The sequence below is a fragment of the Psychroserpens burtonensis DSM 12212 genome (assembly GCF_000425305.1).
GTDB classification, from domain to species: domain Bacteria; phylum Bacteroidota; class Bacteroidia; order Flavobacteriales; family Flavobacteriaceae; genus Psychroserpens; species Psychroserpens burtonensis.
In genome coordinates this window covers 1-26911 of record NZ_AUDE01000034.1, presented here as the reverse complement: position 1 = coordinate 26911, position 26911 = coordinate 1, and the positions used below count along the sequence as shown (strand labels likewise).

General features: G+C 33.6%; 21 protein-coding genes. 11 read left to right on the top strand and 10 right to left on the bottom strand.

What is annotated here, in order from left to right:
* A partial coding sequence (locus H593_RS19345) for a T9SS type B sorting domain-containing protein (protein ID WP_037052477.1) occupies positions 1–366 on the top strand: 366 nt, incomplete at its 5' end.
* Positions 367–786: 420 nt separating this feature from the next.
* Here the strand turns inward: H593_RS19345 and H593_RS0114210 are convergent.
* Both H593_RS0114210 and H593_RS0114205 read right to left on the bottom strand, forming a co-directional pair.
* On the bottom strand, positions 787–6375 hold the full coding sequence (locus H593_RS0114210; RefSeq protein ID WP_028873048.1) for an alpha-2-macroglobulin family protein: 5589 nt from the start codon (positions 6373–6375) through the stop codon (positions 787–789).
* 103 nt (positions 6376–6478) lie between these two features.
* On the bottom strand, positions 6479–6823 hold the full coding sequence (locus H593_RS0114205; RefSeq protein ID WP_157588866.1) for a hypothetical protein: 345 nt from the start codon (positions 6821–6823) through the stop codon (positions 6479–6481).
* Between the two features lie 145 nt (positions 6824–6968).
* On the opposite strand from H593_RS0114205, the gene amaB reads away from it, so the two are divergent.
* The 3 genes from amaB (at position 6969) to H593_RS0114190 (ending at position 10007) form a co-directional block, all read left to right on the top strand.
* Positions 6969–8522, top strand: coding sequence for an L-piperidine-6-carboxylate dehydrogenase (gene amaB, locus H593_RS0114200; protein ID WP_028873046.1), 1554 nt, complete (start codon positions 6969–6971; stop codon positions 8520–8522).
* A gap of 113 nt (positions 8523–8635) precedes the next feature.
* Complete coding sequence (locus tag H593_RS0114195; RefSeq protein ID WP_147232111.1) at positions 8636–9349, top strand: hypothetical protein; 714 nt, start codon at positions 8636–8638, stop codon at positions 9347–9349.
* Positions 9327–10007 carry a hypothetical protein gene (locus tag H593_RS0114190; RefSeq protein WP_028873044.1) on the top strand — a complete coding sequence of 227 codons (681 nt, stop codon included), beginning with the start codon at positions 9327–9329 and terminating at the stop codon, positions 10005–10007. Before H593_RS0114195 ends, H593_RS0114190 begins: the two co-directional genes overlap by 23 nt.
* Before the next feature lie 1088 nt (positions 10008–11095).
* On the opposite strand, the gene H593_RS0114180 is transcribed toward H593_RS0114190, so the two are convergent.
* From H593_RS0114180 to H593_RS0114165, 4 genes are all read right to left on the bottom strand, one after another.
* Positions 11096–12229, bottom strand: coding sequence for an ATP-binding protein (locus tag H593_RS0114180; protein ID WP_028873043.1), 1134 nt, complete (start codon positions 12227–12229; stop codon positions 11096–11098).
* A 65-nt stretch (positions 12230–12294) separates the two neighbouring features.
* Positions 12295–12762, bottom strand: coding sequence for a phosphodiester glycosidase family protein (locus tag H593_RS19340; protein ID WP_245585060.1), 468 nt, complete (start codon positions 12760–12762; stop codon positions 12295–12297).
* Between the two features lie 398 nt (positions 12763–13160).
* The gene (locus H593_RS0114170; RefSeq protein ID WP_028873042.1) at positions 13161–13913 is read right to left on the bottom strand and encodes an SDR family NAD(P)-dependent oxidoreductase; all 753 of its coding nucleotides are present in this window, start codon (positions 13911–13913) and stop codon (positions 13161–13163) included.
* Positions 13914–14105: 192 nt separating this feature from the next.
* Positions 14106–14969, bottom strand: a complete 864-nt coding sequence (locus tag H593_RS0114165; protein ID WP_028873041.1) for an aldo/keto reductase — start codon at positions 14967–14969, stop codon at positions 14106–14108.
* Positions 14970–15074: 105 nt separating this feature from the next.
* On the opposite strand from H593_RS0114165, the gene H593_RS0114160 reads away from it, so the two are divergent.
* From H593_RS0114160 to H593_RS0114135, 6 genes are all read left to right on the top strand, one after another.
* Complete coding sequence (locus H593_RS0114160; protein WP_028873040.1) at positions 15075–15647, top strand: DUF4382 domain-containing protein; 573 nt, start codon at positions 15075–15077, stop codon at positions 15645–15647.
* Between the two features lie 165 nt (positions 15648–15812).
* The gene (locus H593_RS0114155) at positions 15813–16814 is read left to right on the top strand and encodes an AAA family ATPase (RefSeq protein WP_028873039.1); all 1002 of its coding nucleotides are present in this window, start codon (positions 15813–15815) and stop codon (positions 16812–16814) included.
* 97 nt (positions 16815–16911) lie between these two features.
* Complete coding sequence (locus H593_RS0114150; protein ID WP_028873038.1) at positions 16912–17778, top strand: DUF58 domain-containing protein; 867 nt, start codon at positions 16912–16914, stop codon at positions 17776–17778.
* A gap of 50 nt (positions 17779–17828) precedes the next feature.
* Positions 17829–19514 carry a hypothetical protein gene (locus H593_RS0114145; RefSeq protein ID WP_084142337.1) on the top strand — a complete coding sequence of 562 codons (1686 nt, stop codon included), beginning with the start codon at positions 17829–17831 and terminating at the stop codon, positions 19512–19514.
* The gene (locus H593_RS0114140; RefSeq protein ID WP_028873036.1) at positions 19514–20518 is read left to right on the top strand and encodes a vWA domain-containing protein; all 1005 of its coding nucleotides are present in this window, start codon (positions 19514–19516) and stop codon (positions 20516–20518) included. Before H593_RS0114145 ends, H593_RS0114140 begins: the two co-directional genes overlap by 1 nt.
* Before the next feature lie 341 nt (positions 20519–20859).
* Positions 20860–21903 (top strand): vWA domain-containing protein, encoded by a 1044-nt coding sequence (locus H593_RS0114135; protein ID WP_028873035.1) that lies wholly within the window; start codon positions 20860–20862, stop codon positions 21901–21903.
* 64 nt (positions 21904–21967) lie between these two features.
* On the opposite strand, the gene H593_RS0114130 is transcribed toward H593_RS0114135, so the two are convergent.
* The 4 genes from H593_RS0114130 to H593_RS0114115 all read right to left on the bottom strand — a co-directional run bounded on the left by H593_RS0114130 (position 21968) and on the right by H593_RS0114115 (position 25068).
* Positions 21968–22549: a hypothetical protein gene (locus tag H593_RS0114130; RefSeq protein WP_051229753.1), complete on the bottom strand. Its 582-nt coding sequence runs from the start codon at positions 22547–22549 to the stop codon at positions 21968–21970.
* A gap of 184 nt (positions 22550–22733) precedes the next feature.
* The gene (locus tag H593_RS0114125; RefSeq protein ID WP_147232219.1) at positions 22734–23255 is read right to left on the bottom strand and encodes a hypothetical protein; all 522 of its coding nucleotides are present in this window, start codon (positions 23253–23255) and stop codon (positions 22734–22736) included.
* On the bottom strand, positions 23248–23640 hold the full coding sequence (locus H593_RS0114120; RefSeq protein ID WP_028873032.1) for a hypothetical protein: 393 nt from the start codon (positions 23638–23640) through the stop codon (positions 23248–23250). Before H593_RS0114120 ends, H593_RS0114125 begins: the two co-directional genes overlap by 8 nt.
* A gap of 39 nt (positions 23641–23679) precedes the next feature.
* The gene (locus H593_RS0114115; RefSeq protein WP_028873031.1) at positions 23680–25068 is read right to left on the bottom strand and encodes a hypothetical protein; all 1389 of its coding nucleotides are present in this window, start codon (positions 25066–25068) and stop codon (positions 23680–23682) included.
* 526 nt (positions 25069–25594) lie between these two features.
* On the opposite strand from H593_RS0114115, the gene H593_RS0114110 reads away from it, so the two are divergent.
* Positions 25595–26887 (top strand): IS4 family transposase, encoded by a 1293-nt coding sequence (locus H593_RS0114110; RefSeq protein WP_147232235.1) that lies wholly within the window; start codon positions 25595–25597, stop codon positions 26885–26887.
* Positions 26888–26911 lie beyond the last annotated feature (24 nt).

Below are 26911 nucleotides of genomic sequence, written 5' to 3'. Positions count from 1 at the left end.
CAGGGGACTTTTGTAGACGTATCTCTAGGCGAACATGTTGTCACTGCGAGAGACAAGAATGGATGCGGAGAAGGGAGTGATACCGTTATTGTCATGGACTATCCAAAATTCTTCACACCAAATGGCGACGGTTATAATGACACATGGAACATTAGTGCAATAAATAGTCAACCAAACGCAAAAATTTATATATTTGACAGATACGGAAAATTACTCAAGCAACTCAGTCCAACAGGAGCAGGCTGGAATGGTACCTACAACGGTAACCAACTCCCAACAAGCGACTACTGGTTTGCAGTAGAGTACAATGAGCCTATTACAGGCGACCGTAAAGAATTTAAAGCCCATTTTACCCTGAAAAGATAAAATAGGAAGTTAAGAACTAAACTCATACTCACGCTCCACTTTACAAATTCTCACCTTATACCAATTATACCAAACCTCTTGTTCTTTCTGTTGTGCTATTAAATGATCGGTTTGATGTTTCCACTTTTTGATAGCTTCTAAACGTTTCCTAGAATTTACGGTAATTTCAACCTCTTCTTTTGCGCTTTTAATCTCTAAAAACTCACCTTGTTGTTAGGCTAAGATTTCCATTTGATTAGCTGTTTTGGCATAACCTTTACTGTTTTTAGTATGTGTGGATATAAAAACAATTACATAATAGGGTTTCTATAATAATAGTGCGATACTTTTTTTTATGGTTTTATCCTTCCGTCTTTAAACTCTTTACGGAGTTTGTATCCACCTTCCCTTGAAAAAAGGGAAGGATTTATTTTGTTCTTGTTACTTCACAACGGCAATCCAACGCCCTTTATTTCTCACAAAGAAATCATTATCATACATCGCTTCTGCTTGCGTTCCTGGGAGATAGTATGTTCCTAAGTAAGCTGCGTTGAGCATTACTGTGAATACTTTTTCTCCGTCATTATTCCCGCTTCCTCCTATGTCGAAATAGAAATTCACACGATCATCACGTATATCTGTATAACGTGCTTGGCTCGCTGTGGTATCGCCAAAATCTGTGAAGCGCGTATTGACAATTTCCCAACCTGAAGGAAAAATCTGTGTTAATGCGACATTATACAGTCGATTGTCATCTTTATTACTAACTGTTATTCTTGCTATGATATCTTGTCCTTGTTGTAATTTTTTGACATCTATACGATTACCCTTAAGGTCTTGATAAATGACAGATACTCCCAGTCCACGTTGCTCAACTAATTCCTGACCTAACGGTAATTGACCAGAATTTAAAACCCTCACATACACTAAATTACCAATACTGTTTTCGAGTTTTAGAGTATTTGAGCCATCGCTAACCAAAAGTTCTCTTTGTGCGATAGCACTCTTGGTGGTTATCGTTTCAGTTGTACCATTAAAAGTATAACTCAAATTCATGTCTTTTCCTCCATTAGCCTCAACAAGTTTTGCCATTACTAATAAACTATATGCTGTTGTTTGCGTGCTCATCCATTGATTATTTGATAAATCTTTGGCTATTTGTTCTGCAAGATTGCGCGCTTTTGGGTTTTTAGTAATGATCATTGTTTCTAAAGCCATAGCTCTATTTCTATCTACAGATCCATAAGTATAGTAATTATACTTTTGAGGTTTGAAACTTATATTGGCTCTATTAGCCAATGTCTCACTCGCTTCCTTTTGTCCAGCTAATGCATAAGCAGCAGCTAATCGCCATTTTGCTTCATTAGAAATTTCGCTAAATTCTCGCAACCTGTTCATCGATGCTAGATCGGCACTTCCAGCTAATGCTAATGTGTATAATCTATAAGCCTGAGCTAAATCTGAATTATAGTTTCTATAGCTAGGTCTCCAATCTCTCGCTTCCTGCTTTTGGTAGCGCAACCAATTACTTTTAAATGTGAGTGGTAATACGAAGCCTTTCTTTTCGGCTTCAATCATAAAATGGCCTCCGTAACTCGTTCCCCAATCATTGGCAGTGTTTTCTCCAATCCAATAGCTTAATCCTCCATTTGGTCTTTGGAAATTACCCAAACGCTTGATTCCGTTTTCAATATTGGACTGGATTTCTTGTTTCTTCTCATACTTCAAATCAAAGATGTCACTTAAATATAACTGCGGAAATACGCCAGACGTGGTTTGTTCAACACATCCATGAGGATAGCGAATCAAATACTGAAGTCGCTTAGAGAAATCCATTGGCGGAAGCGTTGAAAACTCTACAATGGCGGTATTGGTTCCGGTAACGCCAAAAGTTGAAAATCCTACTATTTCCGAAGCATTTGCCTCCAGTTTCCCAGTCTCATATTTTGAAGTTATCGGGTTTGGATTCGTAACATCAAGTTCTACTTTATAAGTTGATTTTTCGCCATTTCCAGTGGCAATCACTTCTACAGTATTAATGCCTTTTGCTTTTGAAACATCGAGCTCAAAAAATGCCATTTTTTCATCAGGCTTCGAAAATTCTAGTTTTTGAGTAGCACCACCAACTACTGATATTCCATCACTTAACTTTAAGCTTAAAGTCACGTTTTTTACTTTAGCTTCCATAGCAAATACAGTTACTGGAAGTGTTACTTTTTCTCCTCGACTTAATTTCCTTGGAAGCGTCGCCAACACCATTAAAGGTTTTTTAACTTCTACAGATTTCTCTGTGCTTCCATAAGCTTCGGTTTCGTTATTTCCCGCAATAACCATAGTACGCACGGCTCCAATATAATTTGGCAACTTAAGTTGATGTGCTTTGCGTTGCCCTGCTTTTAATTCAAAAGGGCCTAAATAGGTCACTATAGGTTTAAAACGATTTGCCTTTTTATTTTTTCCTTTGGCAGCACTACCATCACCACCAATAGCGAATACTTGATCGATACTTCCAGAATACGCTCCTATAACGTCATCAAAAATATCCCAAGTTTTTACAGCAAGCGCTTCACGAGAGTAGAACTCAGTCCATGCGTTAGGTGTTTTAAATCGTGTTAGATCTAGCAATCCTTCCTCAACCATAGCAATTGTGTACGTCATTGCTTTATTACTTTTTTCTGAAATGAAAATCTCAAATTCTTGTTCTGGACGTAAAGCGCTTGCCATTTCTAATTCGGGTTCGAGAATTGTTTTAGGGTCTTCAACCAAAATAGGAATCACACCATACAATCTAATTGGTAAGTCATTACTTGTAATCGCATGAGGTTGTAATAAAGAGATGTTGACAAATATATTTGGTGCCATTTCTGAAGTAATTGGAATATCAACCGTTGTTTCACCTTTTTTGGTTTTTACCCATTTGTAATCAATCACATCAGATCCGTTTTCTATACTGACCAATGCACGACCTTCACTACCAGAGGGGAATTTTATTTTTGCAGTTTCACCAACATTATAGTTATCCTTGTCACTAGCAAAAACCAACATTTTAGCGGCTTCCTTATCGTTACCTGTTGACATGCCAGACCAGTTTTTGTAGAAATAAGCAGTACGTCCAGTAGCATGACCACTTATAGGATCATAAATTCTAATCAGGTAACGTCCTCTATCGTTTTCAGGGATATTAAGTGTGAACGTTGTTTTTCCGTTTGCTCCTGTAGATGCTTTTTGGTTTAAAATTGGTCTGTGGTAACTACTAGAGACATAGTTTGATAGGTTGTCGTAAGAAGAGTTCCACCACCAACGCCATTCTACTTTATAGACTTTAATTTCTAGATTATCTCGTTTTACAGGTGCTCCATCTTTATCCACAACCGCTAGGTCAAATATTTGATTGGTGTCTGTGAAATAGGAACCGTAGTAGTTACCTTCTGGTGACTTTAAACCAACATAAGACTCAAAAGGAGAAAAGCTTTTTGTAAAGGCATCAAGAGAAAAATCACCTCCATTTTCAAAAGCTCTTACTAAAAATTGAGCGTTGAGCATTCCTGGTGCATTTTTACCAATATCCAGTTTTGTGCTAATGATTGCCTTTCCGTCTGCATCCAGATTGCCTTCAAAAACATTGAGTTCTTCTGTGTTAAATTGTCGTGTAGGATCATTAAATATGTAGCCTTTATAGTTCTTAAAATTTGTGTATGAAGCACTAAATTTTGCTTTAACCTCTGCTTTAATGTTTTTTGCAGGAGCACCGTGTAACCATTTTACATCGAGCGTTCCGTCAAGAGGGTCTTTGCTAGAAAGGATTTCGTTTTCAAAATCAACTTTTATTTTTAGACGGTTAGGTTTTACAGTTTCAACTTTGAGAGCCTTGTAAAATTGCGCACCACCAACAGATATTTTTGCATTGTAGTTTCCGGTTTTTCCTTCTTGAGAGGTTGGTACAACAAACTTGAAGAAGTTATTCACATTATCTGAGGTTACGTTTTTGTAAACTAGTTTTCCGTTAGGATCTGTAACTTCCATCTTTACAGGATGACCTTCTGGAAGCTCATTAGCTTTATCATTGAGCATAAACGTTAAAAACAAAGAATCTCCTGGTCTCCAAACACCACGTTCTCCGTAGATGTAGCCTTTTAGGCCGCGTTGCAATTTATTTCCTGAAACATCAAACTTACTTAGAGATAGAGAATTTCCGTCGGTAAGCCTCATATAACTTGTGTTATTGCCTTTGGTCACAATGGCAAAAGACACATATTTATTAGCTTTATAAATGGCTAAACCTTCATTATTTGTAGAAATAGATCCAATTTCTTGTTGCTGAAAGTTGAATAATTTAATTGTCGCATTATCCTCAGGGTCAGTATTGAGGATATTTGTAACCGCAAAATAATAGGTATTGTTCGCACCTTGTTTAGCAATCACACCTAAGTTAGAGGCAATTAAATTTTGTGCGACAATACGATTATCACTGTAGTAGGCATCGTTGCAAGGATTATCTCGTTGCCTCCAATTATAGTTGTAGTTTCGGTATCTATAATTACGATTATCCCAATAGTCTTCCTCTTTTAAATCTTCATCTTCAATAGATGTTTCAGCATAATTTTCTTCATAATAGTAATCGTCTTCGTGGTAATAATCGTCGTATTCATCATCTTCGTTTAGAGCACTGCTTGGGTTGGCTTCGCAGTCATATAAAGAATAGTTTTTGTTGTAGTCCATTTCTATACGATAAATTGCGCCTGCATCTGCTTTGAAAAGTTGAGATAAATCGATGCTGTATGCTTTCCATTTTCCTGAGTTTTCTGCTGCAGATTGCAGTTGGATCGTTTGTTTAGCAATACGACGACCAACGCGTTTGATTTCATTTTGGTCATTGCCATTTAAAGGGTTGTCTTGTAAAAATTGCAAAACGTTATCCTCAAAAATTTTAATCACTCTAACATCAACAGTACTTAAATTAACTGCCTCAAAATTGAATTTAAGATCCTTAGAACTTGGTAGAATCGTCCCATTACTAATGAGGCGAACCATAGGTTTTATTTCTTCAAATGATATCGCTTCTGAAAATGGCTGCTTCAACTTATAACCCTCTTCATTTTTAATGCCTTGAAACACATCAACTTGAATATTACCAACCAATTTAGTGTCTGGATAGACTTTTAAGACGTTGCCAATAACCACGAACTTAGGTTGTTTTACACCTTGAATAGTGACTAATCCGTCAAAATTTTGCTGGTTTTTGATTGGGTCAGAAAAGTTGATATATAAAAATTGTTCAGGCGTTTTATAAGGTTCAACGTTGATAATTTTAAAATTATTTATTCCAGGAATTTGAATTGTATTTTTGCCTTTATTTTCTGCTTTTATAGATGTGCCATTCCATTTTATGAGTATTTCAGAATCGTCAACCAAACGATTAATACTGTCAATTCTAAATTCGAATTGTTTTGCAGAGACATTGATTTCATCAAATTCTAATTTTAATTTCTTTCCGTTTTGAGCGGCTTCAACAAGTGTTTTTGCGGCTTCTATTGAAATTATATCTGCCGATTTAATGACAGCTTCTAGATATTGCCACTGTTTACTATACGATTGTAAAGCATTGGTATTGATACTGAAATTTGGAGTTATTGTTTTAAACTGAAAGACATAGTCCTCATAGTTTTTAGGCATGTTTTTATAAATCTGGTCTAATTTAACTTTAACCTTGTATTCAGTAGCTGGATCAAGATGTTCGTCTGGCGTGAATATGATAGTATGGGTATTTAAAACGACTAATTTTCCATCTGTATGAGGTGAAAGACTGACGAGTTCTCCTTTTAATTCCTGTCCTTGTTCCCAACCTTCAATGGCATTGGCAAGGTTTATTTTTATAGGCTCTGCGACAGATTGTAATCCAGATGAGGTGTAACTTATATAGTCTCTATATTTGAATAAGTTATCCGTTTCTTGTGTAATAGCATCTTTCTTTTTACAGGAAAATAAAATTACTAAACAGAAAATAATGATGGAAAGATGTTTTAGTTTCATGGCTAATAGAGGTGTTAATTGGTTTTTATGGTAAAACTCTAACCATCAATTTGATAGTTGGATACTCTAAATTTATACTAAAAACAGAGTTTTGGTGATGTGTTTATGTTAGGTGTTCTTGATAAAATAGTATTCGTTGCAAATGAGATAGAATTCGTTTTAGGACTGTTAGCTTCTGTGACATAAACATCAATTCTCTTTCTTCTATTGCCATTTTTGAAATAGGACGACCAACTGTAATAGTTTCTTCCCGCGTTACGTTATAAGTCTCCTCATTTTTTAAAGCCATATTCTTTTTAAGAACCGTAACTGCACTACCATGAATAATAATGGGGGATTCTGATTTTGATTCTTGTTTTTCTTCGGAAATTTCCAACGCGCTAACTTTTGCTGTCTCATTAGCATTTTTGTCAAGCTCGTCAGAGCTAAAACATAGAGCTAACAACAAGGTAAATGAGAGGTTGTATTTATTGATAACGTATAGTTTTTAAGTGCTTTGAAGTTACAGTATTCGTTAAGGTGCATTAAGAAAAAACGATAATTTATTAGTAACTTCGCATGATAATTTAATAAATCATAAAATTTAAGCATATATGGAAGCAATTGCTACCGATTTTGGAATTAAAGACGCTTTACAGCAATTAGGTGTAAAGGATATTAATAACGGAACATCTACCGGTTCAAATAATTTTTCTACAGGAGAAATTATAGAATCTTACTCTCCTGTTGATGGACAATTAATTGGAAAAGTAAAGACGACAACACGAGCAGATTACGACAAGGTTATGGACGCAGCAACAACTGCATATCAATCATGGAGAGATGTACCAGCGCCACAACGTGGAGATATTGTTCGTCAGTTTAGTAACAAATTAAGAGATTTAAAAGAGCCATTAGGAAAATTGGTGTCTTATGAGATGGGTAAATCGTTGCAAGAAGGTTATGGTGAAGTTCAAGAGATGATTGATATCTGTGATTTTGCTGTTGGATTATCAAGACAATTAAACGGACAAACAATGCCATCTGAACGTCCCGGACACGTAATGAGAGAGCAATGGCATCCAATTGGACCTGTTGGGATTATTTCTGCATTCAACTTTCCAGTAGCGGTTTGGGCTTGGAATACATCTTTAGCATGGATTTGTGGTGATGTATGTGTTTGGAAAGGTTCTGAAAAAGCACCTTTATGTACAATAGCTTGTCAAAATATTATTGCAGAAATTTTAAAAGAAAATAATTTACCTGAAGGGATTTCTTGTATTATTAATGGAGATCACAAAGTAGGTGAAATGATGACAACAGATCATAGAGTTCCTTTAATTTCTGCGACTGGTTCAACAAGAATGGGAAGAATAGTTGGTACAACTGTTGCAGAGCGTTTTGGGAAATCTTTATTAGAATTAGGAGGTAATAATGCGATTATCATCACACCAACTGCAGACTTAAAAGTTGTGGTTCCTGGTGCTGTGTTTGGTGCTGTTGGAACTTGTGGACAGCGTTGTACGTCTACAAGACGATTGATTATTCATGAATCTGTTTATGATAAAGTAAGAGATGCTATTGTTGGTGCTTATGGTCAATTAACCATTGGAAATCCTTTAGATGAAAAGAATCATATTGGACCATTAATTGATAAAGACTCTGTAAATACATATTTAGCTGCTATTGAAAAAGCGAAAGCTGAAGGTGGAAATGTATTAGTAGATGGTGGTGTTTTAGAAGGGAAAGGTTTCGAAAGTGGTTGCTATGTTAAACCAGCTATTATTGAAGCAGAAAATCATTTTAAAATTGTACAACATGAAACATTTGCTCCGATTTTATATTTAATAAAATATTCTGGAGAGGTAGAGAATGCTATTGTAAAACAAAATGGAGTTGCACAGGGATTATCTTCTGCGATTATGACCAACGAATTGAAAGAGGCAGAGAAATTTTTATCTTATGCCGGTTCAGATTGTGGAATTGCAAACGTTAATATAGGAACTTCTGGAGCCGAAATTGGTGGCGCTTTTGGAGGGGAAAAAGAAACAGGTGGAGGACGTGAGTCTGGTTCTGATGCTTGGAAGGTCTATATGCGCAGACAAACAAATACAATCAATTATTCTGATGAGTTGCCTTTAGCACAAGGGATCAAGTTCGATTTATAGCATACTTTAAATAATAGAAAAAAAGCCACATCAATTGATGTGGCTTTTTTTTTACAAATTGACGCAACCTTTTTATATTTTAGGCATCTATAGTATAAACCAACCCATTCACAATGAAACGACATCCACATTTCTTTTTGATCCTTATCCCTTTGCTTATTTTAAGCTGCGAAGTGAGATTCGCGCCAGATGTTAGGGTACAAGTAAAAGGTATGATAATTAGTGATACTGGTGAGCCAATAAGCGACGCTCAAATAAGTGTTTACACAAGACGTTCATCTGGAGGGTATATTAATGCGCCAGGACCTTTAGGAACAGACGATTATTTACTTGGTCGAAATTATAGTAATCAAGACGGTACTTTTGAAGTGACTTCTCTATTTGATAGGGATGAAGATTTTTCTATTGTAGTATTCAATGAGAATAACTACACAAATTATTCATATACAACGAGTACTGTTGATTATGTGCCAGAAAATCTAACTTTTGATTTGGAAACGTTAACCTTAGATAGAGTTGCCACTATTGATTATAATTTTACTAGAACAAGCGTTGAGGGTAATACGTTTCAGTATATTTTCAACTTTAGAGATACTGCTTGTTTAGAGTATTATGTTGAAGGTGTCGTAGATTCTGGTTTAAGTTACTGTTACCAAAACCGAACACTAAATAGAACACTAAATGACAACAGGCCAGATATAGCAGGACGTTTTAGTTCGCCTTACGCTACGGTTGTAGACTTTACCTATTCTATAAATGAGCAAGATCCAATTACCCAAACTTTTACTATAGATCAAGATAATTATGAGTTTACATTTAGTTATTAAAAAGACAGTTTTATGCTTATTTATAGCATTTGCTTTTGGTCTAAATGCACAAAATAATGAAGGACTAAAAGAAGCTATAGAGAGCGATGTTTCCATCACCGATTCTAAACAACGCAATGTTGCGTATTCAATAGGTTACCATAATCCAATCCCAACTGGCGATAATTTTATTGGGAATGGTTTAGAGGGAAATGGTGGTTTGAATTTCAAAGTTCAAATATATGTATACAAACAGTTTTTTGTTGGAGGCTCTTTAGGTGCAAGTTATTTTGATGTAAAAGACCCTTCAGTTGTAGGAGATTACAAAAAAACGAGAATTGCAGAGCAATTTTTATTTTTGGGCTACGAATTTATCCCTACCGAAAATTTTAGAGTAGGTCTTACCGCATCTGTTTTTGGAGAAGCGAGATATAAAAATCAAAAATCAGACAACGTCTATCAAATTGATACAGCACTATTAAATAGTTATGGTGTTTATTTGACATATGAAATTTCACGTGAATTCATGATCTACCTAGATTACGCCTTTCGTGTTGACAAAACAAGAATTAATGTGCCAACGGCATTGGAGGACACTTTTAGAAAAGGAGCCTTTAGTCAAATAGGAATCGGCCTCAAGTTTTCTTTCATAGGGAAAGATTTTATATCGCTATTTTAATTGGGAAAATATTATTTCCAATAAAATTTTCTAAAAACCGTTTCTATAACAGGAACGGTTTTTTGATTTTCAGATTAAACCATCCTTATGGTCTTAAGTCCAAAAGTTATGACAACGAAAGAGATTCAACACTTATATTGGAGAGTTAGTTTTGGTGCAAAACCAACCGATTTAAGACGTTTTGGGAGTTTGGACAAATAAGAAGTTGTGAATTACTTATTTGAATCTTCAAAAGCAATAACACCTTTATTAGTTGACGTTTCCGAATTTAAACACATCCAAAATTCAAATACTCCGTAAGAAATTTAAAGAAAAAATTAAAACCTATAACATTAAATGGATACAGCGTTTGGGAGTGTCTCAGGAGCTTCTTCGAGAAAAAATGACTTTGTTTAACCCTCTAAAATAAAAAACCTTATTTCATAATCGACAAGTCGTTTTTGAAATAAGGTAATTTGTAATTGATTAATAGCACTGCTAAAATCGTAAAAAATTCAGTTACTATTCAAAAAAAACTATAAGTGGTTAAAAAAACTGTACGAATGGTGCTTTTAGTTGAAATTGGTTGTTGTTGTTGTTGTTGTTGTTGTTGTTGTTGTTGTCGTCTTATTTTATGAAAAACCTATGAAAATTACCTAAGAGATATAGCAGGTGTAAAGACTATTGTAACATCTTACAAAACAAAAACCTCATTTCATAATCGACAAGGCGATATAGAAATAAGGTTATATGTAATTGATTAATAGCACTTCAAAAATCGTAAAAATTTCAATAGTTGTAGAATAATTACTACAACTAGCGAAAAAAACGGTATGAATGGTAATTATAGTTCTTATTAAGGGTTGTTACTGTTTCATTTTATGAAAAATGGATGAAAATTGTAATAGGAAGAATGGGTAAGAAGATTGTTGTACTGTTATTAAAAAACAAAAACCTTATTTCCTTTTCGACAAGTCGATTTAGAAATAAGGTTGTATGTAATTGATTAATAGCAAAGCAAATCTCTTAAAATTTTTAGAAGCTCAAGAATAATTACTGCAACTAGCAAATAAAAAGGTCTAAGCGATAATCTTTGCAAAATACTTCGATTAACTGTACTTGATTTTGCGCAAAATTCGAGTCGCCTCTTGGTAAGATTGGTAGGCGAGTGTGCTATGAGTTTTTAAATATGGTTTTGCCTCGTTTAGTTTGTCAATGGCATCATGAAATAAGTTGAGATAACATATTAAGTATGTTGCTGGTAAGTTTTCTAAATCTATTATTTCGTTTTTATTGAGATTTAATCCCTTTTTTAATTTTTCTAATAAAGCATTGTTGGCGTTATATATATGGTGTAATATTTTTTTATCAAATTGTGGAGGCTCAAATAGTAAGTTTGTTTCAATATTATAATGTGCGTTATCTTCAAAGTGAATAATCGTTTCTTCCAGTTTATAATGTTTGTTTTGATTTCGTAGTCCTAGATTGACGTACTCAATGATTTTAAATGTATTTTCATTGAAGGAGATTGATACTTCATCAAAAGTTGAAAAGAATAAGCGTACTTGCTCGTTAATTAACTCGATATCCACTCTAGAGAAAAATACGTTATTTTTTACTAATTTCTTTTGACCAGACCAGCATAATACAAAATACTCTTTAAAGACTTTGTATTGCGGATTATAATCTTTGCGCATATTCATGAAATCAAATACACCGTCAAGTGTGTATTCAATGTTGTTTTGAGAATGAGATTCTATTGCTGCTACGATTTTGGAATTTACATCTTCAATTTCAACATTAAATACTTTTGGCATACTTATACTTCCATCTCTTAAAAACACAGAGCCGCCATAATATTTCCATATATTTTTTCTTAATGAAGTTATTTTGTCAATAGGTCTAATGGTAACTAAGCCAACTACTTTATTCTCTGGCAAATGAGGAAACGGTATATTCTCATACTGCACAATTGGCGGATTGGTGAGATAAGCATTGATGAGGTTTTGAATTTTACTATCATCAAAAAAGTTAACACCAATAATTTGATTGTCTTCGTCTTCAACGCCAATAACGATAAAAGAGTTGTTTTTAGGGTTGCTATTTGAAAGAGCACAAACATGTTTTAAAAATTTGGCTTTACCTTCTTTATGAGTAATATCAACTTTTCGTTTTTTATCATAAAAACTATTCTCATCATTATGAGCGAGTAGGTTTTTGATAAGAAGTCGTTTATTAATCATGTTTACTTTCCGCGAAAGCGGACATCTATTTAGTTTATTTCACGTAAAAATAGGAATTTCTCTATTTAATTCATCGTTTTAGTTTCTGCTATAATTATTCCAAAATCACCATCTTCTTGCTTCCATTTTTTCTTCGGAAGGTAAGTTCTAGATGCAAATCCGTCGAGATATAAAGTATTTTTGCAACTACGATTTTTAAAGAATGTTGCAAAATCATATAAAGTAATAGGGTTTTTAGACATGGCAAATAAAAGCGTACCATTTGGTAGAATGCCAATGCCATTTCTAATGTGTAAATTTTTAGAATTTTTTACAAAAACAGGATGAAGATTACCGTTAATCACTAGCATTGGTCCAGATTGAGTTGCATAACTGATACTTGGGCTGTTATTAAAATCTGTTGTTTTGACTACAATACCTTGATGATCATTAGTTATATAGAATATCCCGTTGGGTTGTAAATAGAAGTTCCCATAGGCTTCTTTTGTGGTGTCTATTTGTTTTCTTGTTATATAAGCCTTGAGGAGATCCATCTTTAAGGTACATGCCGCCATTCATAGTAAATACAAGTTCCTGATTTTCATGTAAAAGCTCTTGTTTTAAAATTTCCGAAGTTAATACCCATGTCATTTTGATGATAAAATTTTAGAGTCTAGGTATTTAAATCTACTTTATGAATAATAAAACGGTCGTCCTCAGTTTTTTGAGACATTGAGGGACATGAGGTCATCAATAGAGAAAGACAAAAAACACAAGATATTAATTGTTTCATGGGTTTATAGTTACTGTTTTTTAAGGGCCAAATGTTGTTGGTTATTAATCATTACTTTGGGTGATAGCGCTCTTAATATGCTCATTTTATCTTATGAGTTACTCGTTTATTTTTCAATATTTTGACATTGGATTAATCCCATCTTGTTAATCCAATTAATCATAATTTTTTATTTACAATTGTAGAATTAGCTTGTGCTGTGCAAAACATAAGTACATCTGCAATATTCACATGAGCCGGTCTTGAAATAGCGAATTGGATGACTTCGGCAATATCTTCAGCTTGTAAGGCTTTGAAACCTTTGTAAACATTATCTGCAACTGGGTCGCCTTTAAATCGTACTTGAGAAAATTCGGTTTCTACGAGACCAGGATTTATGGCAGTTACTTTTATTCCGAATGGATTTAAATCAATTCGCATTCCTTCGGTTATTGCTAAAACGGCATGTTTGCTTCCGCAATACACATTTCCTTTTGCATACACTTCTTTTCCTGCAGATGAGCCAATGTTGATTATATGACCACTTTTACGTTCGGTCATTTGAGGTATAATGGCTTTGCTCACATAAAGCAATCCCTTAACGTTGATATCCATCATAGCATCCCAATCGTCCATGTTTCCGGTTTGTATTGGGTCCATTCCATGCGCATTTCCAGCGTTATTAACTAGGATATCTATGGTTTTGAAATCTTTGGGTAGCGACTCAATGGCTTCAAAAATTGCTTTTTTATCACGCACATCAAAGTTGAGTATATGTACATTTGTTTGTTTGCTTAATTCTTTTTGGATGGTGTCTAAACGATCTTGACGTCTTCCACAGAGGATTAAATTAATCCCATGTTTTGCAAATTCGTGAGCTGTTGCTCTACCAATTCCACTTGTTGCTCCTGTTATTAATGCTGTTTTGTTCATATTTCTATCATTCCTGAGTATATAGGAATCTTATTAATTAATTATCTGTTATTTATTCAATCTAATCGGTCTATATGCTTATGTAATTCACAATAGTAAGATATTGAATACTTCTATGGAGACTGCGACTGAATACTGTTTTATTTACTCGAGTAAACACGGCTAACTGAATACTGTTTACTGCCAACTATTTCAAGGCACTTCATAACCTTGACAAGCCTCTAATAGTTTAAACCAATCTTCTAATTCTAAGTCAATATGTATCGCTTTTGCAACATTAGAAATTCGCTGTTTTGTTGTGGTGCCAATTACTGGATGAATACCTGAAGGATGTTTTAAAATCCAGGCTAAAAGTAATTGGTCTTTAGTGACGTTATACTTGTCTAGCAACTCATCCAGTTGTTTATGTATGCGTTGTGTTTGCTCGGTATCTTCTCTAAACACATGGCCTAAAGGTGACCAAGCCATTGGTGTGATGTTTTTGTTCCCCATGTGATCCAAAGACCCATTGTGCATTGCTGTATGTTGTGTAAGCGAAAATTCTATTTGATTAATAGAAACATCAATAGTTTTTGATACTAATTCTACTTGAGAAGGCGTGAAGTTAGAAACACCAAAATCTTTAATTAAACCTCTTTTTTTTAAGTTTGAAACGGCTTCTGCAATCTCATCTGGCTTCATTAATGGACTTGGTCTATGCAACAATAGTACATCGAGGTAGTTGGTCTTTAAATGTTTTAAAGAGTCTTCTGCAGATTGTATGATATATCCTTTGCTATAGTCGTAATGTTTAACAATATTAGGTCTATTGTTACTTAGGAGTTGTATGCCACACTTGCTAATGAGTTGAATATGGTCTCGTTGAATGCCACTTTCAGCGAAAGCGAGACCAAAATCAGCTTCTGTAGTATAGCTGCCATAAATATCAGCATGATCAAATGTGGTAATGTTTTGTTCAATACAATGTTGTATTAGGTCTATAAATTGGTTTTTATGGAGTTGTTTTCCCCAAACTCCCCAAGTCATAGTCCCTGCAATTAATCGGGAATATTTCACTTTTTTTTCAGTTTATAATGGTTTTTATGCAATTCATGTATAAAAATAGTCAAATCTATAATAATGAAATATCATTGTTTAAGATTTATCTAATGTCCCCATATTATGAAAACCTCACGTAATTTTAAAATCCTTGTTATTGGTGTATTAACTTTATTTTTAATGACCAGCTGTTCTAATGAATTAGAAACAGAAACATTTGAAAATAGTACGTTAGTAACCGTTAAGTTACAAGGAACTCCTAGTGCTTTTAGTAAAGCAAATTTAGAAATAATAGATGTACAACTGCGTGTTTTAGAAGACGAATCAAATCCCAATGCATGGGTGAGTTTAAATACGGTGAACACTGGTATTCATGATTTAACAAAAATCACAGAGGATACTGTTGTTACATTGGTTGATTTTGAAGAAATACCTTCACAGTTCATTTACAACATTAAATTAGTATTTGGAGATAATAATACGGTTACGAAAAATGGCTTAGAATATGTTTTAGATATTGCACCAGAGTCTGACAATGCTTCAATAAATATTGTAGGAAAACAATTGGTTTCTAATAAGGTATATGATTTTGTGTTAGTATTTGATACAGATGAATCTATTCAAATGTCATCGGAAGGTTCTGCAAACCTAAACCCAAAAATGTCAACAGAAATGAGACTTTTTAATCTGTTTTAGTAATAGATTTTTAGTCGTTTTAACCAATATAAAAAAGTTAAAGGCAACACAAATCGTGTTGCCTTTAACTTTTAACCAATTCTTAACAGCATTTCAGCAAAAAATTCAACAATTTGCGTAACTAAATTAAATGGAGTTAATCACAGCGTTTAAAACCTATATATAATGGAAGAAACAGGTACAATTGACATTAAAAGCATCAATGAGAAAATAGAAAGAGAAAGTGCTTTTGTTGATTTATTAATGATGGAAATGAATAAAGTCATCGTTGGTCAAAGACACATGGTTGAGCGTTTACTTATTGGGCTTCTTGGTAGAGGGCATATTTTACTTGAAGGTGTTCCTGGATTAGCAAAAACCTTAGCCATTAATACACTTGCCCAAGCTGTTGATGGAAGCTTTAGTAGAATACAATTTACGCCAGATTTATTACCTGCCGATGTCGTCGGTACACTCATCTACAATATGAAGATTAATGATTTCTCTATAAAGAAAGGACCAATCTTTGCAAATTTTGTTTTGGCAGATGAGATTAACAGAGCGCCAGCAAAAGTGCAATCTGCTTTATTGGAAGCCATGCAAGAAAAACAAGTGACCATTGGTGATGAAACTTATATTTTAGACAAGCCATTTTTAGTAATGGCAACTCAAAACCCAATAGAACAAGAAGGAACATATCCATTACCAGAAGCACAAATTGACCGTTTTATGTTAAAAACGGTTATTGATTACCCTAAGAAAGACGAAGAGCAACTCATTATGCGAGCAAATCTTAAAGGGTCTTGGGAAAAAGTAAACCCTGTGGTCTCTATTGCTCAAATTTTAAGAGCGCAAGAGGTTGCGAGAGAAGTGTACATGGATGAGAAAATCGAAAAATACATTCTTGATATTATTTTTGCGACACGGTATCCAGAACAATATAGATTAGCAGATTTGAAACCATTGATTTCTTTTGGAGCATCGCCTCGTGGAAGTATTAATTTAGCTACCGCTGCAAAATGTTACGCATTTATAAAGCGTCGTGGTTATGTGATTCCCGAAGATGTTCGTGCAGTAGTTCATGATGTGTTGCGACACAGAATTGGGATCACTTATGAAGCAGAAGCAGAAAACATAACTTCTGAAGATATTATTAATAAGATTGTAAACGAAATCGAAGTACCATAGAATTGTCATTCCGCACTTGATGCGGAATCTCTTTAATTTTTAGAACAGATTTAATTTGATAGATTCCGCATCAAGTGCGGAATGACAGAACAAGACAATGGATACTAAAGAACTCTTAAAAAAAGTACGAAAAATTGAGATTAAGACACGACGGTTGTCTGATCATATATTTGGAGGCGAATACCACTCGACATTCAAAGGCCGTGGTATGACTTTTTCTGAAGTTCGCCAGTATCAATTTGGTGATGATGTTCGTAACATTGATTGGAATGTTACCGCACGTTATAATGAACCATACATTAAAGTTTTTGAAGAAGAACGCGAATTAACCATGATGCTCATGGTTGATATTTCGGGTTCTGAGTTGTTTGGAACAGATGAACAGTTTAAAAATGAAATCGTTACCGAAATTTCTGCAACATTGGCCTTTTCTGCAACACAGAACAATGATAAAATAGGTCTCATCTTATTTTCAGATGCGATTGAATTGTATATCCCTCCAAAAAAAGGACGTTCTCATGTACTGCGAATTATTAGAGAACTCATTGAGTTTAAGCCAAAAAGTAAACTCACAGATATTTCTGAAGCTCTTAAGTTTTTGTCTAATGTGATGAAAAAGAAAACCATTGTTTTTCTATTAAGTGACTTTATAACTGAGGATGATTACAAGCAAAATTTAAAAATTGCCGCAGGTCGTCATGATATTACAGGAATTAGAGTTTATGACAAGCGTGAAGAAGAAATTCCTAACCTTGGGATGGTACAAATGCAGGATGAAGAATCTGGAGAATTGGTACTGGTTAATACGGCATCAAAACAGGTGAGAACCAATTATAGTAAGTATTACAATGAAAAAGTAGGCTTTTTTAAAGAGACCTTTACAAAATCTGGTGCTGGGACAATTGATTGTCGTGTGGACGAGGGTTACGTGAAAAAATTACTAGGCTATTTTAAAAGAAGATAATATAAAAACAGCAAAATGTCAGGTTGAGCCCAGTCTAAACCTAGTTTAAAATGAATAAAATTAATTTAAATATAAAAGGTTTTAAAAAAAGTGTAGTAGGCTTCCGTCTTTCGTCTTCGGTCTTTTTATTGATGCTTTTTTTTCTATGTGCTTTCGCTTCTTTCGCCCAAGTCACGTCATCAATTGATACTACTAAAATTAGAATTGGTGAACAAATTATGTTCCAGGTACAAGTAGAAGCAGATTCTACAGATCTAGTTGTTTTTCCAGAAGGTCAAACGTTTCTGCCTCTGGAGATGATAGAGTCTTTTAAGATTGATACGACTAAAAACAACAACAAATTTCAGCTTATAAAAGAATATGCATTAACGCAGTTTGATTCTGGTGCTTATACAATTCCGAAGCAAAAAATATTTGTAGGAGATAACATATTTTTTACAGATTCGTTGCGTGTTGAAGTTCAAACCATCGCTGTAGATACTACAAAACAAAAGCTTTTTGATATCAAACCAATGATTGCGGTTGAGAAAGCGACGAGCAAATGGTGGTTGTATGTTGGTATTGGTTTATTGGCTTTGTCATTCATTGGTTTTGTGTTGTATTGGTTCATTTGGCGAAAAAAGCCACTTTCCGAAGAAGAAAAAATCGCATTACTACCACCATATGACAGAGCTAAAATGGCTTTAAAGAAATTAGATGAGAGTGATTACCTTCAGAAAGAAGAATTAAAGGATTACTATTCAGAGCTAACTTTTATTATTAGAAAATATCTTGATGAGAAAGTGTACGATCGTTCGTTGGAGAGCACAACAGATGAGCTGGTAGCTCGCTTAAATATGCTTCGTGATGCCAATCAAATAGAGTTGAGTAACGATGATATAAAAAATATTGAAACGATTTTGAAACGTGCCGATTTGGTGAAATTTGCAAAATCAGCACCAGACATCGAGCTCGCTAAATTAGATAGAAATACGATTGATATAGAAATTGATCAGGTTAAGGAGGCATTGCCAGAACCAACAGAAGAAGAGAAGCTTTTAAACGAGAAATACAGAGACGAACAAGAACGTAAAAAGAAGCGTAAAAAGATTTGGCTTACCGTTGCTGCAAGTCTTTTAATAGTGATAGCGACGTTTATAGGTTTTGGAGTTAAATATGGCTTTAAATATGTGGTTGATACGATTATTGGGGAAGAGAGTAAAGAACTATTAGAGGGCGATTGGGTACGCAGTGATTATGGTGTGCCACCAATTATGATTTCGACTCCTGTTGTTTTGGAGCGTATGGATTTACAGGCTGTAGATACGCTACCGCAAGTGAAAATGACGGTATTTTCATATGGAGACTTAGATAGTGATATGAATATTTTGGTGAGCACTGCTAAATACAAAGATCTTGGTAAAAATGCAGATGGAGAGCCTAATACAATTGATTTAAGACTTGCTATTGAAGGCCATCTTAAAACCTATGAAAATAATGGTGCTAGAAACCTCATTGTAAAACAAGAACAATTTATAACACCAAACGCTGCGGAAGGTTTAAAAGCTTACGGAACAGCACAATTCCCCGCAGATAAAGAAGGCCATTTTAGAGACGGTGAATACGTCATTTTAGCCTTCACTGCTGAAAATGTACTACAACAAATCGCATTGGTTTGGAATAGTCAAAACGACTATACCAACCAAACTATTGACCGTATTATTAAGTCTATAGAACTTAAAAAATTGGAAGAGTAATGTTTGAAGGGATAGAGTTTTTAAATACAGCGTTTTTCTGGTTGTTCTTATTGCTACCATTAGCAATTCTATGGTATCTTTTTAAACAAAAACAACAAACTGCAGAACTCAAAATGTCGAGTATTAAAGGCTTTAAAGTTGGGAATTCTCTGCTCCCAAAACTGCGTCCAATATTATTTATATTGCGATTAGCAGCATTGTCATTTCTTATTGTGGCATTAGCCAGGCCACGAACGTCTGATGAGACTACAAAAACAAAAACGACTAAAGGAATTGATATCGTTATGGCCATAGATGTCTCTGCGAGTATGTTGGCAAAGGATTTATTGCCAAATCGTTTAGAGGCTTTAAAAAAGGTAGCTGCCGAGTTTATACTAGGTCGACCAAATGATAGAATTGGTTTGGTAGAATACGCAGGAGAAAGCTACACTAAAACACCAATCACGAGTGACAAAGGTATTGTGTTGCGCTCGCTTAGAGATATAAAATATAATACGATTATAGAGGGTGGGACTGCAATTGGTATGGGATTGGCAACGTCAGTTAATCGTTTAAAAGATAGTAAAGCTAAAAGTAAAATTATTATTTTGCTGACAGATGGCGTTAATAACTCTGGATTTATAGATCCAAAAATAGCTAGTGAACTCGCAGTAGAATACGGTATTAAAGTTTACACGATAGGTTTAGGAACAAATGGGATGGCATTATCTCCATATTCTATTTTACCTGACGGAAATTTTCAATACCGAAGAGTAAAAGTAGAGATTGATGAAGAGCTTCTCAACGAGATTGCAGATGTCACAGGCGGAACCTATTTTAGAGCCACCGATAACAAGAAATTAAAAGATATTTATAACGAAATAAATAAACTCGAAAAGACTGAAATTGAAGAAATTAAATACACAGCGTATGATGAAAAATATCGTCCGTTGATTTTAATTGCTTTAGGCCTTTTATTTGTTGAAATATTGCTGAGGTTTACTGTTTTCAGGAGTTTTGTGTAGTCAAGTTTGAGGTTATTTGACGGAAGACAGAGGATAGAAGACCAAATGACTGAGCTCTAATTTTTTTAGAAACAAGAAACAAGAGCGAAAAGAGATTTGACTTCCATAACAGTAGTTCGCAGGAGTAAGGCTCTGCCCTTTTATAAAGGGTAGACAGATTGAGCAAAGCGAAATAAGAAGGGTTAAATTAGAAAGAGTAAATCAAGAGTAAAAAGTAAAGCAGAGTAAGTTATTGGGAAAGAGTAATCCAGCTCAACAACATACGAACAACAATAAAGGGAACGAGTAAACAACTCAACACCTTAACACCTTAACAAAGAACAACTCAACAACAATAAAAGATGTTTGATTTTCAATTAGAAGAAAAAGTTTGGTTTTGGATTTTACTGGTAATTCCAGTAATCATCCTACTATTTGCTGTACTTCAGTTTTGGAAATATAGAACGCAAAAACGTTTTTCTAATCCTAAATTATTAAAGCGATTGAGTCCAAACCAATCGTTGTTTAAATCCATTTTAAAGATTGTCGTATTGTCTTTGGCAGTTGCCTGTTTCGCTATCGCTTTAGTCAATCCTAAAATTGGTACTAAGCTAGAAACCGTAAAACGCCAAGGTGTTGATATCGTTTTTGCTGTTGATGTTTCTAAAAGTATGTTGGCTGAGGATGTGGCTCCAAACCGACTAGAGAAATCAAAACAATTGGTAACACAAATCATCAATAACTTAACAAGTGATCGCGTTGGTATTATTGCCTATGCAGGGAAAGCCTTTCCACAATTACCAATTACTACAGACTATGCTTCTGCAAAAATGTTTCTAAACAACATGAACACAGATATGCTGTCCTCTCAAGGTACAGCGATTAATGAAGCGATTGAATTAGCGAAAACCTATTATGATAACGAAGAGCAAACCAATCGTGTGTTGATCATTATTTCTGATGGAGAAGATCACAGTGACGTTGCTAGTAATGTGGCGGAAGAAGCGAGTGATGAAGGCATCAGGATTTTTACTATTGGTGTTGGTGATATTAAAGGTGGTCGAATCCCAATTAAACGTAATGGCGTTTTACTCAACTACAAAAAAGACAATCAAGGTGAAACCGTGATCACTAAACTTAACGAGGAGACGCTTATAGATATCGCAGAAGAAGCCAATGGTGCTTATATTAATGGTAACAATACAGCAGACGTCATCAAAGAGATCAAAGACATTCTCAACAAGATGGATAAAACCGAATTTGAAGCCAAAGAATTTGCAGATTTCAAAGACCAATTCCAGTGGTTTTTAGGGTTTGGACTGTTCTTCCTATTCTTAGATGTTTTCTTCCTAGAACGAAAAACCGCTTGGCTGAAACGATTGAATCTCTTTAATGAGAATTTTTAGGGTTGCTTCGGAACTATTATAATTTAAAAACCTCTTTTCTTGTTTAAAAAGAGGTTTTTACTATTTAGCTTTTAGGCTTTGTTGGAGGTGGAGGAGCATGTCTAAAAGTATCAAAATAAATATGTAACTCTAATGAATCTTTTACTTCTAAATTAACTTCATCAAAAACGGAAGTTAAATTTAAAAGTGATTTTTTGAGATCTTCTCCTGTTTCATTTAATTCAAGTGAAATCCCTACATAAGCTCTATCATAAGATTTCGGGTAACGAAGTTCCTTACCATTATTTGTATAATGTCTTATTAAAATCCACTTCAATTCAGAAATAGGATAACCTTTATCTATCAAAATAGAATCTGATGTTATGGTCAGCAAATTTCTTTGTAACATTTCAGTATATATTCTTGGGTATATTTTCTTTAAAATACGACCATCCTTTATCTCAACTAATACGCTTCTATCTGCTAGAATAGACCTAGAGACTAAAGCCTTAATTTCTCTAAAATCAAGAGATGTTGTGTTAAGGTCTAACTTTATTATTTCATCATTGAGGCTTTGGGTTGGGTAATATTTAGTCTCGTTTTCTTGACTTTTACATCCTATGAGAATATAAAAGATTATTAAGACATATAAATTACTTAATCGCATATTGTACTGTTTTCTATCATATAATTTTTTAAACAGGAATTTAGTATTACTTCAGAAACATTATAAAAACCTCTTTACCTGTTTAGGAAAGAGGTTTTATGATAGCAAAAATAAATTTAAGTTCATTTATAATTAAATGCTTTTGCTTTTGGCTGAATAATAAGTGGTGCGATTAATTGATGCTCTATCCAATCCTCTTTTTTTTTATATAGATTGAAATACCTAATCTTGTAGATTTATAAAAATATACTAACGCAAAGTCATTGTTTTTAGTATAAATGGGTTTTCCTATATGAAGTACTTGTTTAATATCTTCATTATTTTCATTGATATCTAATTTATCAATTAAATTTAAATCCCATGGAGAATTCTCTTTTTGAGAAATTAAATATTCATATTCTTCTTTATTAAAAATCAAGTTTAAAATAGAATCTCCTTTAATAATACCTAGACTATGTTTTAAGCTATCCAACTTATACGAATCATTAATCTTCTGATACTTTTCTAGCTCTTTTATTATTGAAATTACATATTCATTATCATTGAGAGAGTCTAACGTTAAGGTTCTATTTAAAAATTGTTTTTTAGTTTGCGTAACTATTTTATTTATGATCAAGTAACCGTTTGACTTATTATTTATAATAGTGTTTGTTTTACAAGAAAACACTAGGCATCCTAAAATAAATATTACGATTAATTTATTCACAAGGAGTTCCTTTAACTAGGTATGATGGAGCATATTCTGTATTATTTTGTTCTGTTATTATTATATTTTCTGCATTATCTTGTTCACTTTCAGATAATATTTCATTACCATGCATAGTTCCCCAAGCTAAATTTTTACAATACTCAAGATCTACATTTTCAATATTATTCTCTTGCGCATATGCGTAAATTGTCTCTCCTATTTTATCTACAAAATCATTCATAGCATTATGCCATTCATTATCAAGTGTGTTGAACGTATCTTGCACCATATTATCATAAAATGTAATAAAAGCATTCAATAAATCTTCGTAATCTGAGCTTGTAGAAACCAACTCGTCTTTTAAATACAAATTCAACAAATATGCATGAACTAATTCATGCATTGTATTTGCAACAATTGACAAATCAGTTGCTGTATCTAACTAAGCATTATCAAACTTTATCTTTATAATAAAATTTTCAGGATCACCTTCATAAGATGTACTAGTTTGTGCAGGATCTCCAGTAGCAATATCTCCATTCCAAAATTTGACATTTGCTTTATCACTAGTATCAAAAGTATCATTAATTATGTCCGTTAAATCTGACGTCAAATTCATAATGTTTTTTACTATTTCTTTTTGACAAGGTTTATTTATAGTGTAAATAATTTCCATATCAAAATCAACCTCACCTCCTTCATCTAAAGCATCTTTAGCAGGATCAACAAAATTTTTAGATTCATTTGTACAATTCTCATTCAAATAGGCATGAATATCAATAGTATTATAATAATTAGAATTATCATCAAACCAAGCACTATCATATTCAGTTCCTAAACATTCTTCAATATCATCTTTTAAAGCTTCAACATTAACTAATACAGCCACAGGACCATCCGCGCATGGATCTTCATCCTCTGCGTTTCTAGCCATTGTAGATGAATAATTACCAGAACCACAATTTACTATTAAGTACATACAACAAGATTCTGTTCCGTCAGATGGTGACCATTCATCTGTTTCCCATCTATCGCCATCAGAATCTACGTAGTAAATATCACATCCATCTACATTTTCAATTTCTGCATCACCGCCTCCACTTGAGGTGGAAGTTCCTCCATCATTAGAATTACTATCATCAGAATCATTGTTATTAGCAGAACCATCATTATTAGTTCCTCCTCCAGAAGAACCATCATTATCATTAAAGTTTTCCCAAAAATCATCCCATCCATCCCAAACGTCGTCGTCGTCAGGGCAAGGGGTACTATCTCCCCCAGCACCAGTAGTTATTCCATTATTTAAAACTGTAAGACCTGTAATATTATCATTACTATTGTAGGTTTCTATTCTACCAGTAAATTGACTTAAATCAATTGTTTTATATTTATCATAAGGGATTTTACCCTCAAAATGGTATACTTTAAAATATTCGTAAATGACATCTTGAGTCTCTACAACAATCACATTAACTAATATATTAGATGATTGCGTATTTTGTAACGCAAAAGTATGTTTTGTATTGTACTCATTCTCCACAACAATTTCTTTACTAGTATCTATTGTACCCATTGATGTTTCTCTAGACATAAAATCGTTAGAAGAAAGTGTTAAACGTCCTTTAACAAAAGAGACGTTAAGAGCATTGCTAGTTTTCTGTTTTAAAAAATTAGTGGCTCTAATTGAAACATCGCTTCCAGTATTTAGCCTAATTTTAGATTTAGACTGTTGCTGAATAGGTTGCATGTCATCGATAAGTTCCTTTTCACAGCCAAAAGGAATAAGTAGAAGCCCTAAAACAAAAAAGATAGTTTTAAAATAATGTCTCATAAGTGTATAAAATAATTTAAGTTAATATTTGATGTCTTGCTATTAATCAAATACTTTTTAATTAGGGAGGGAGATTATTTACTATGTTTAATAAAAACAGAATTTTAATTTTCAAAAAATTGTTAAAACAAATGTTAAATTTGAGTTGAAAAACGTTTTTAAATTGCGGTTTTTCCGTACTCTGTAACTATGGTAAGTGTTGAGAAAGCCAAATTATTTTGTGAATTACCATATTATTATCCAACACCAACCCATCCAATATTTTATAAATTCTTTAACTATATCGAGTGTACTAGTTTCCCTCGCTAGCGCTCGTCCAATGTCATTAAGTTAAGGTTTTTTCAAACTCCATCTCTTTGATTTTTAGTTATTTTAGGTTTTGTACCCAGCTAGCGCTCGTCCAATGTCATTAAGTTAAGTAATTAAAATATTGATAATCAGTAAATTACACTTGTTTTTTATCTATAAAAAGCGTATATTTAAGTAGTAATCAATGACTTAACTATGAAAAAAAACTGCTAACTTTATCTTCGAAAAGATTAGAACTGAGATTTTTAGTGATGCATTAAAAACTGAGTTTAAAGTTTCAAAAGAGCATTTTACTAGAAACAGAAAACAGCGTTTTCCTTTACTTTTATTATTTATGATGAACTTTCTGAGAAAAAGTCTATTCCTAGAAATCGAGAACTTTACAAACCTTTTTAAAACGGGTTCTAACTTAAAGTTTTCTAAGAGTGCTTTTGTACAAGCAAGAAAGAAAATCAAACCAGAAGTGTTCGATAAACTTTCTCAAATATTATTAAGTGAATTTTATGCAAATAATGATGCCGCAATAAAATTGTGGAAGGGTTTTAGGTTGCTAGCTGTAGATGGCTCTAGAATCACGTTACCTATTACTGACGAACTTAAAACAATTTATGGCAAGACAAAGAACCAAAGTGAAACTATCATAATTCAAGCGAGATGTTCTGTTATTTATGATGTTCTTAATAATTATGTTCTTGATGGTGCTTTAGCAGCTTTGAAGCGAGGAGAAAGAGATCTAGCACTTAGTCATCTTGAGTGTTGTAATACTAATGATTTGATAGTTTACGACAGAGGTTATCCTTCGTATGATTTCATAGATCAGCATCTCAATAGAGGATTAAATTACCTAATGAGGGTTAAGCTTAGTTTTAGTAATCTTATCAAAGATTTTGAAAAGAGCGGTAAAAAATCCCTTATAGCAGAAATGTATCCTGGTAAAAATGCAAATCTTTCTGATAAGAAATACACTAAAAAAACACCTATTAAAGTAAGACTCATAAGAGTAGAATTAGGGAAAGGGCAAGTTGAGATTTTAGTGACTTCGTTATTGGATAGTAAGCTATATCCAGTAAATCAGTTCAAAAAGCTATATTTTAAACGGTGGCGAGTAGAGACTTTTTACGATGAGCTTAAAAACAAATTAAGAATTGAACATTTTTCAGGTTATTCAAACCAAAGTATTCTTCAGGATTTTAAAGCAGCATTGTTTGTTAGCAACGTACAAACACTTATTGTTAGCGAACTAGAAGATGACATTAAAGAAAGCAACCAAGTTAAAAAATATGATTATAAGATAAATGTTAATGTGTCATATGGTCTACTAAAAAATAGAGTTGTATCGTTATTTTTAAATAAGCAGTCACCTGAAATAGATATTGTAGAAGAGCTTAAATTATTGTTTAAATCAAATTTAGTACCTATCCGACCCAATCGGAAATTTGAACGAAATTCAGGAAAATATCGAACTCGCACAAAACCTAAAATAACTAAAAACCAGAGAGATGGTGTTTGAAAAAACCTTAACTTAATGACATTG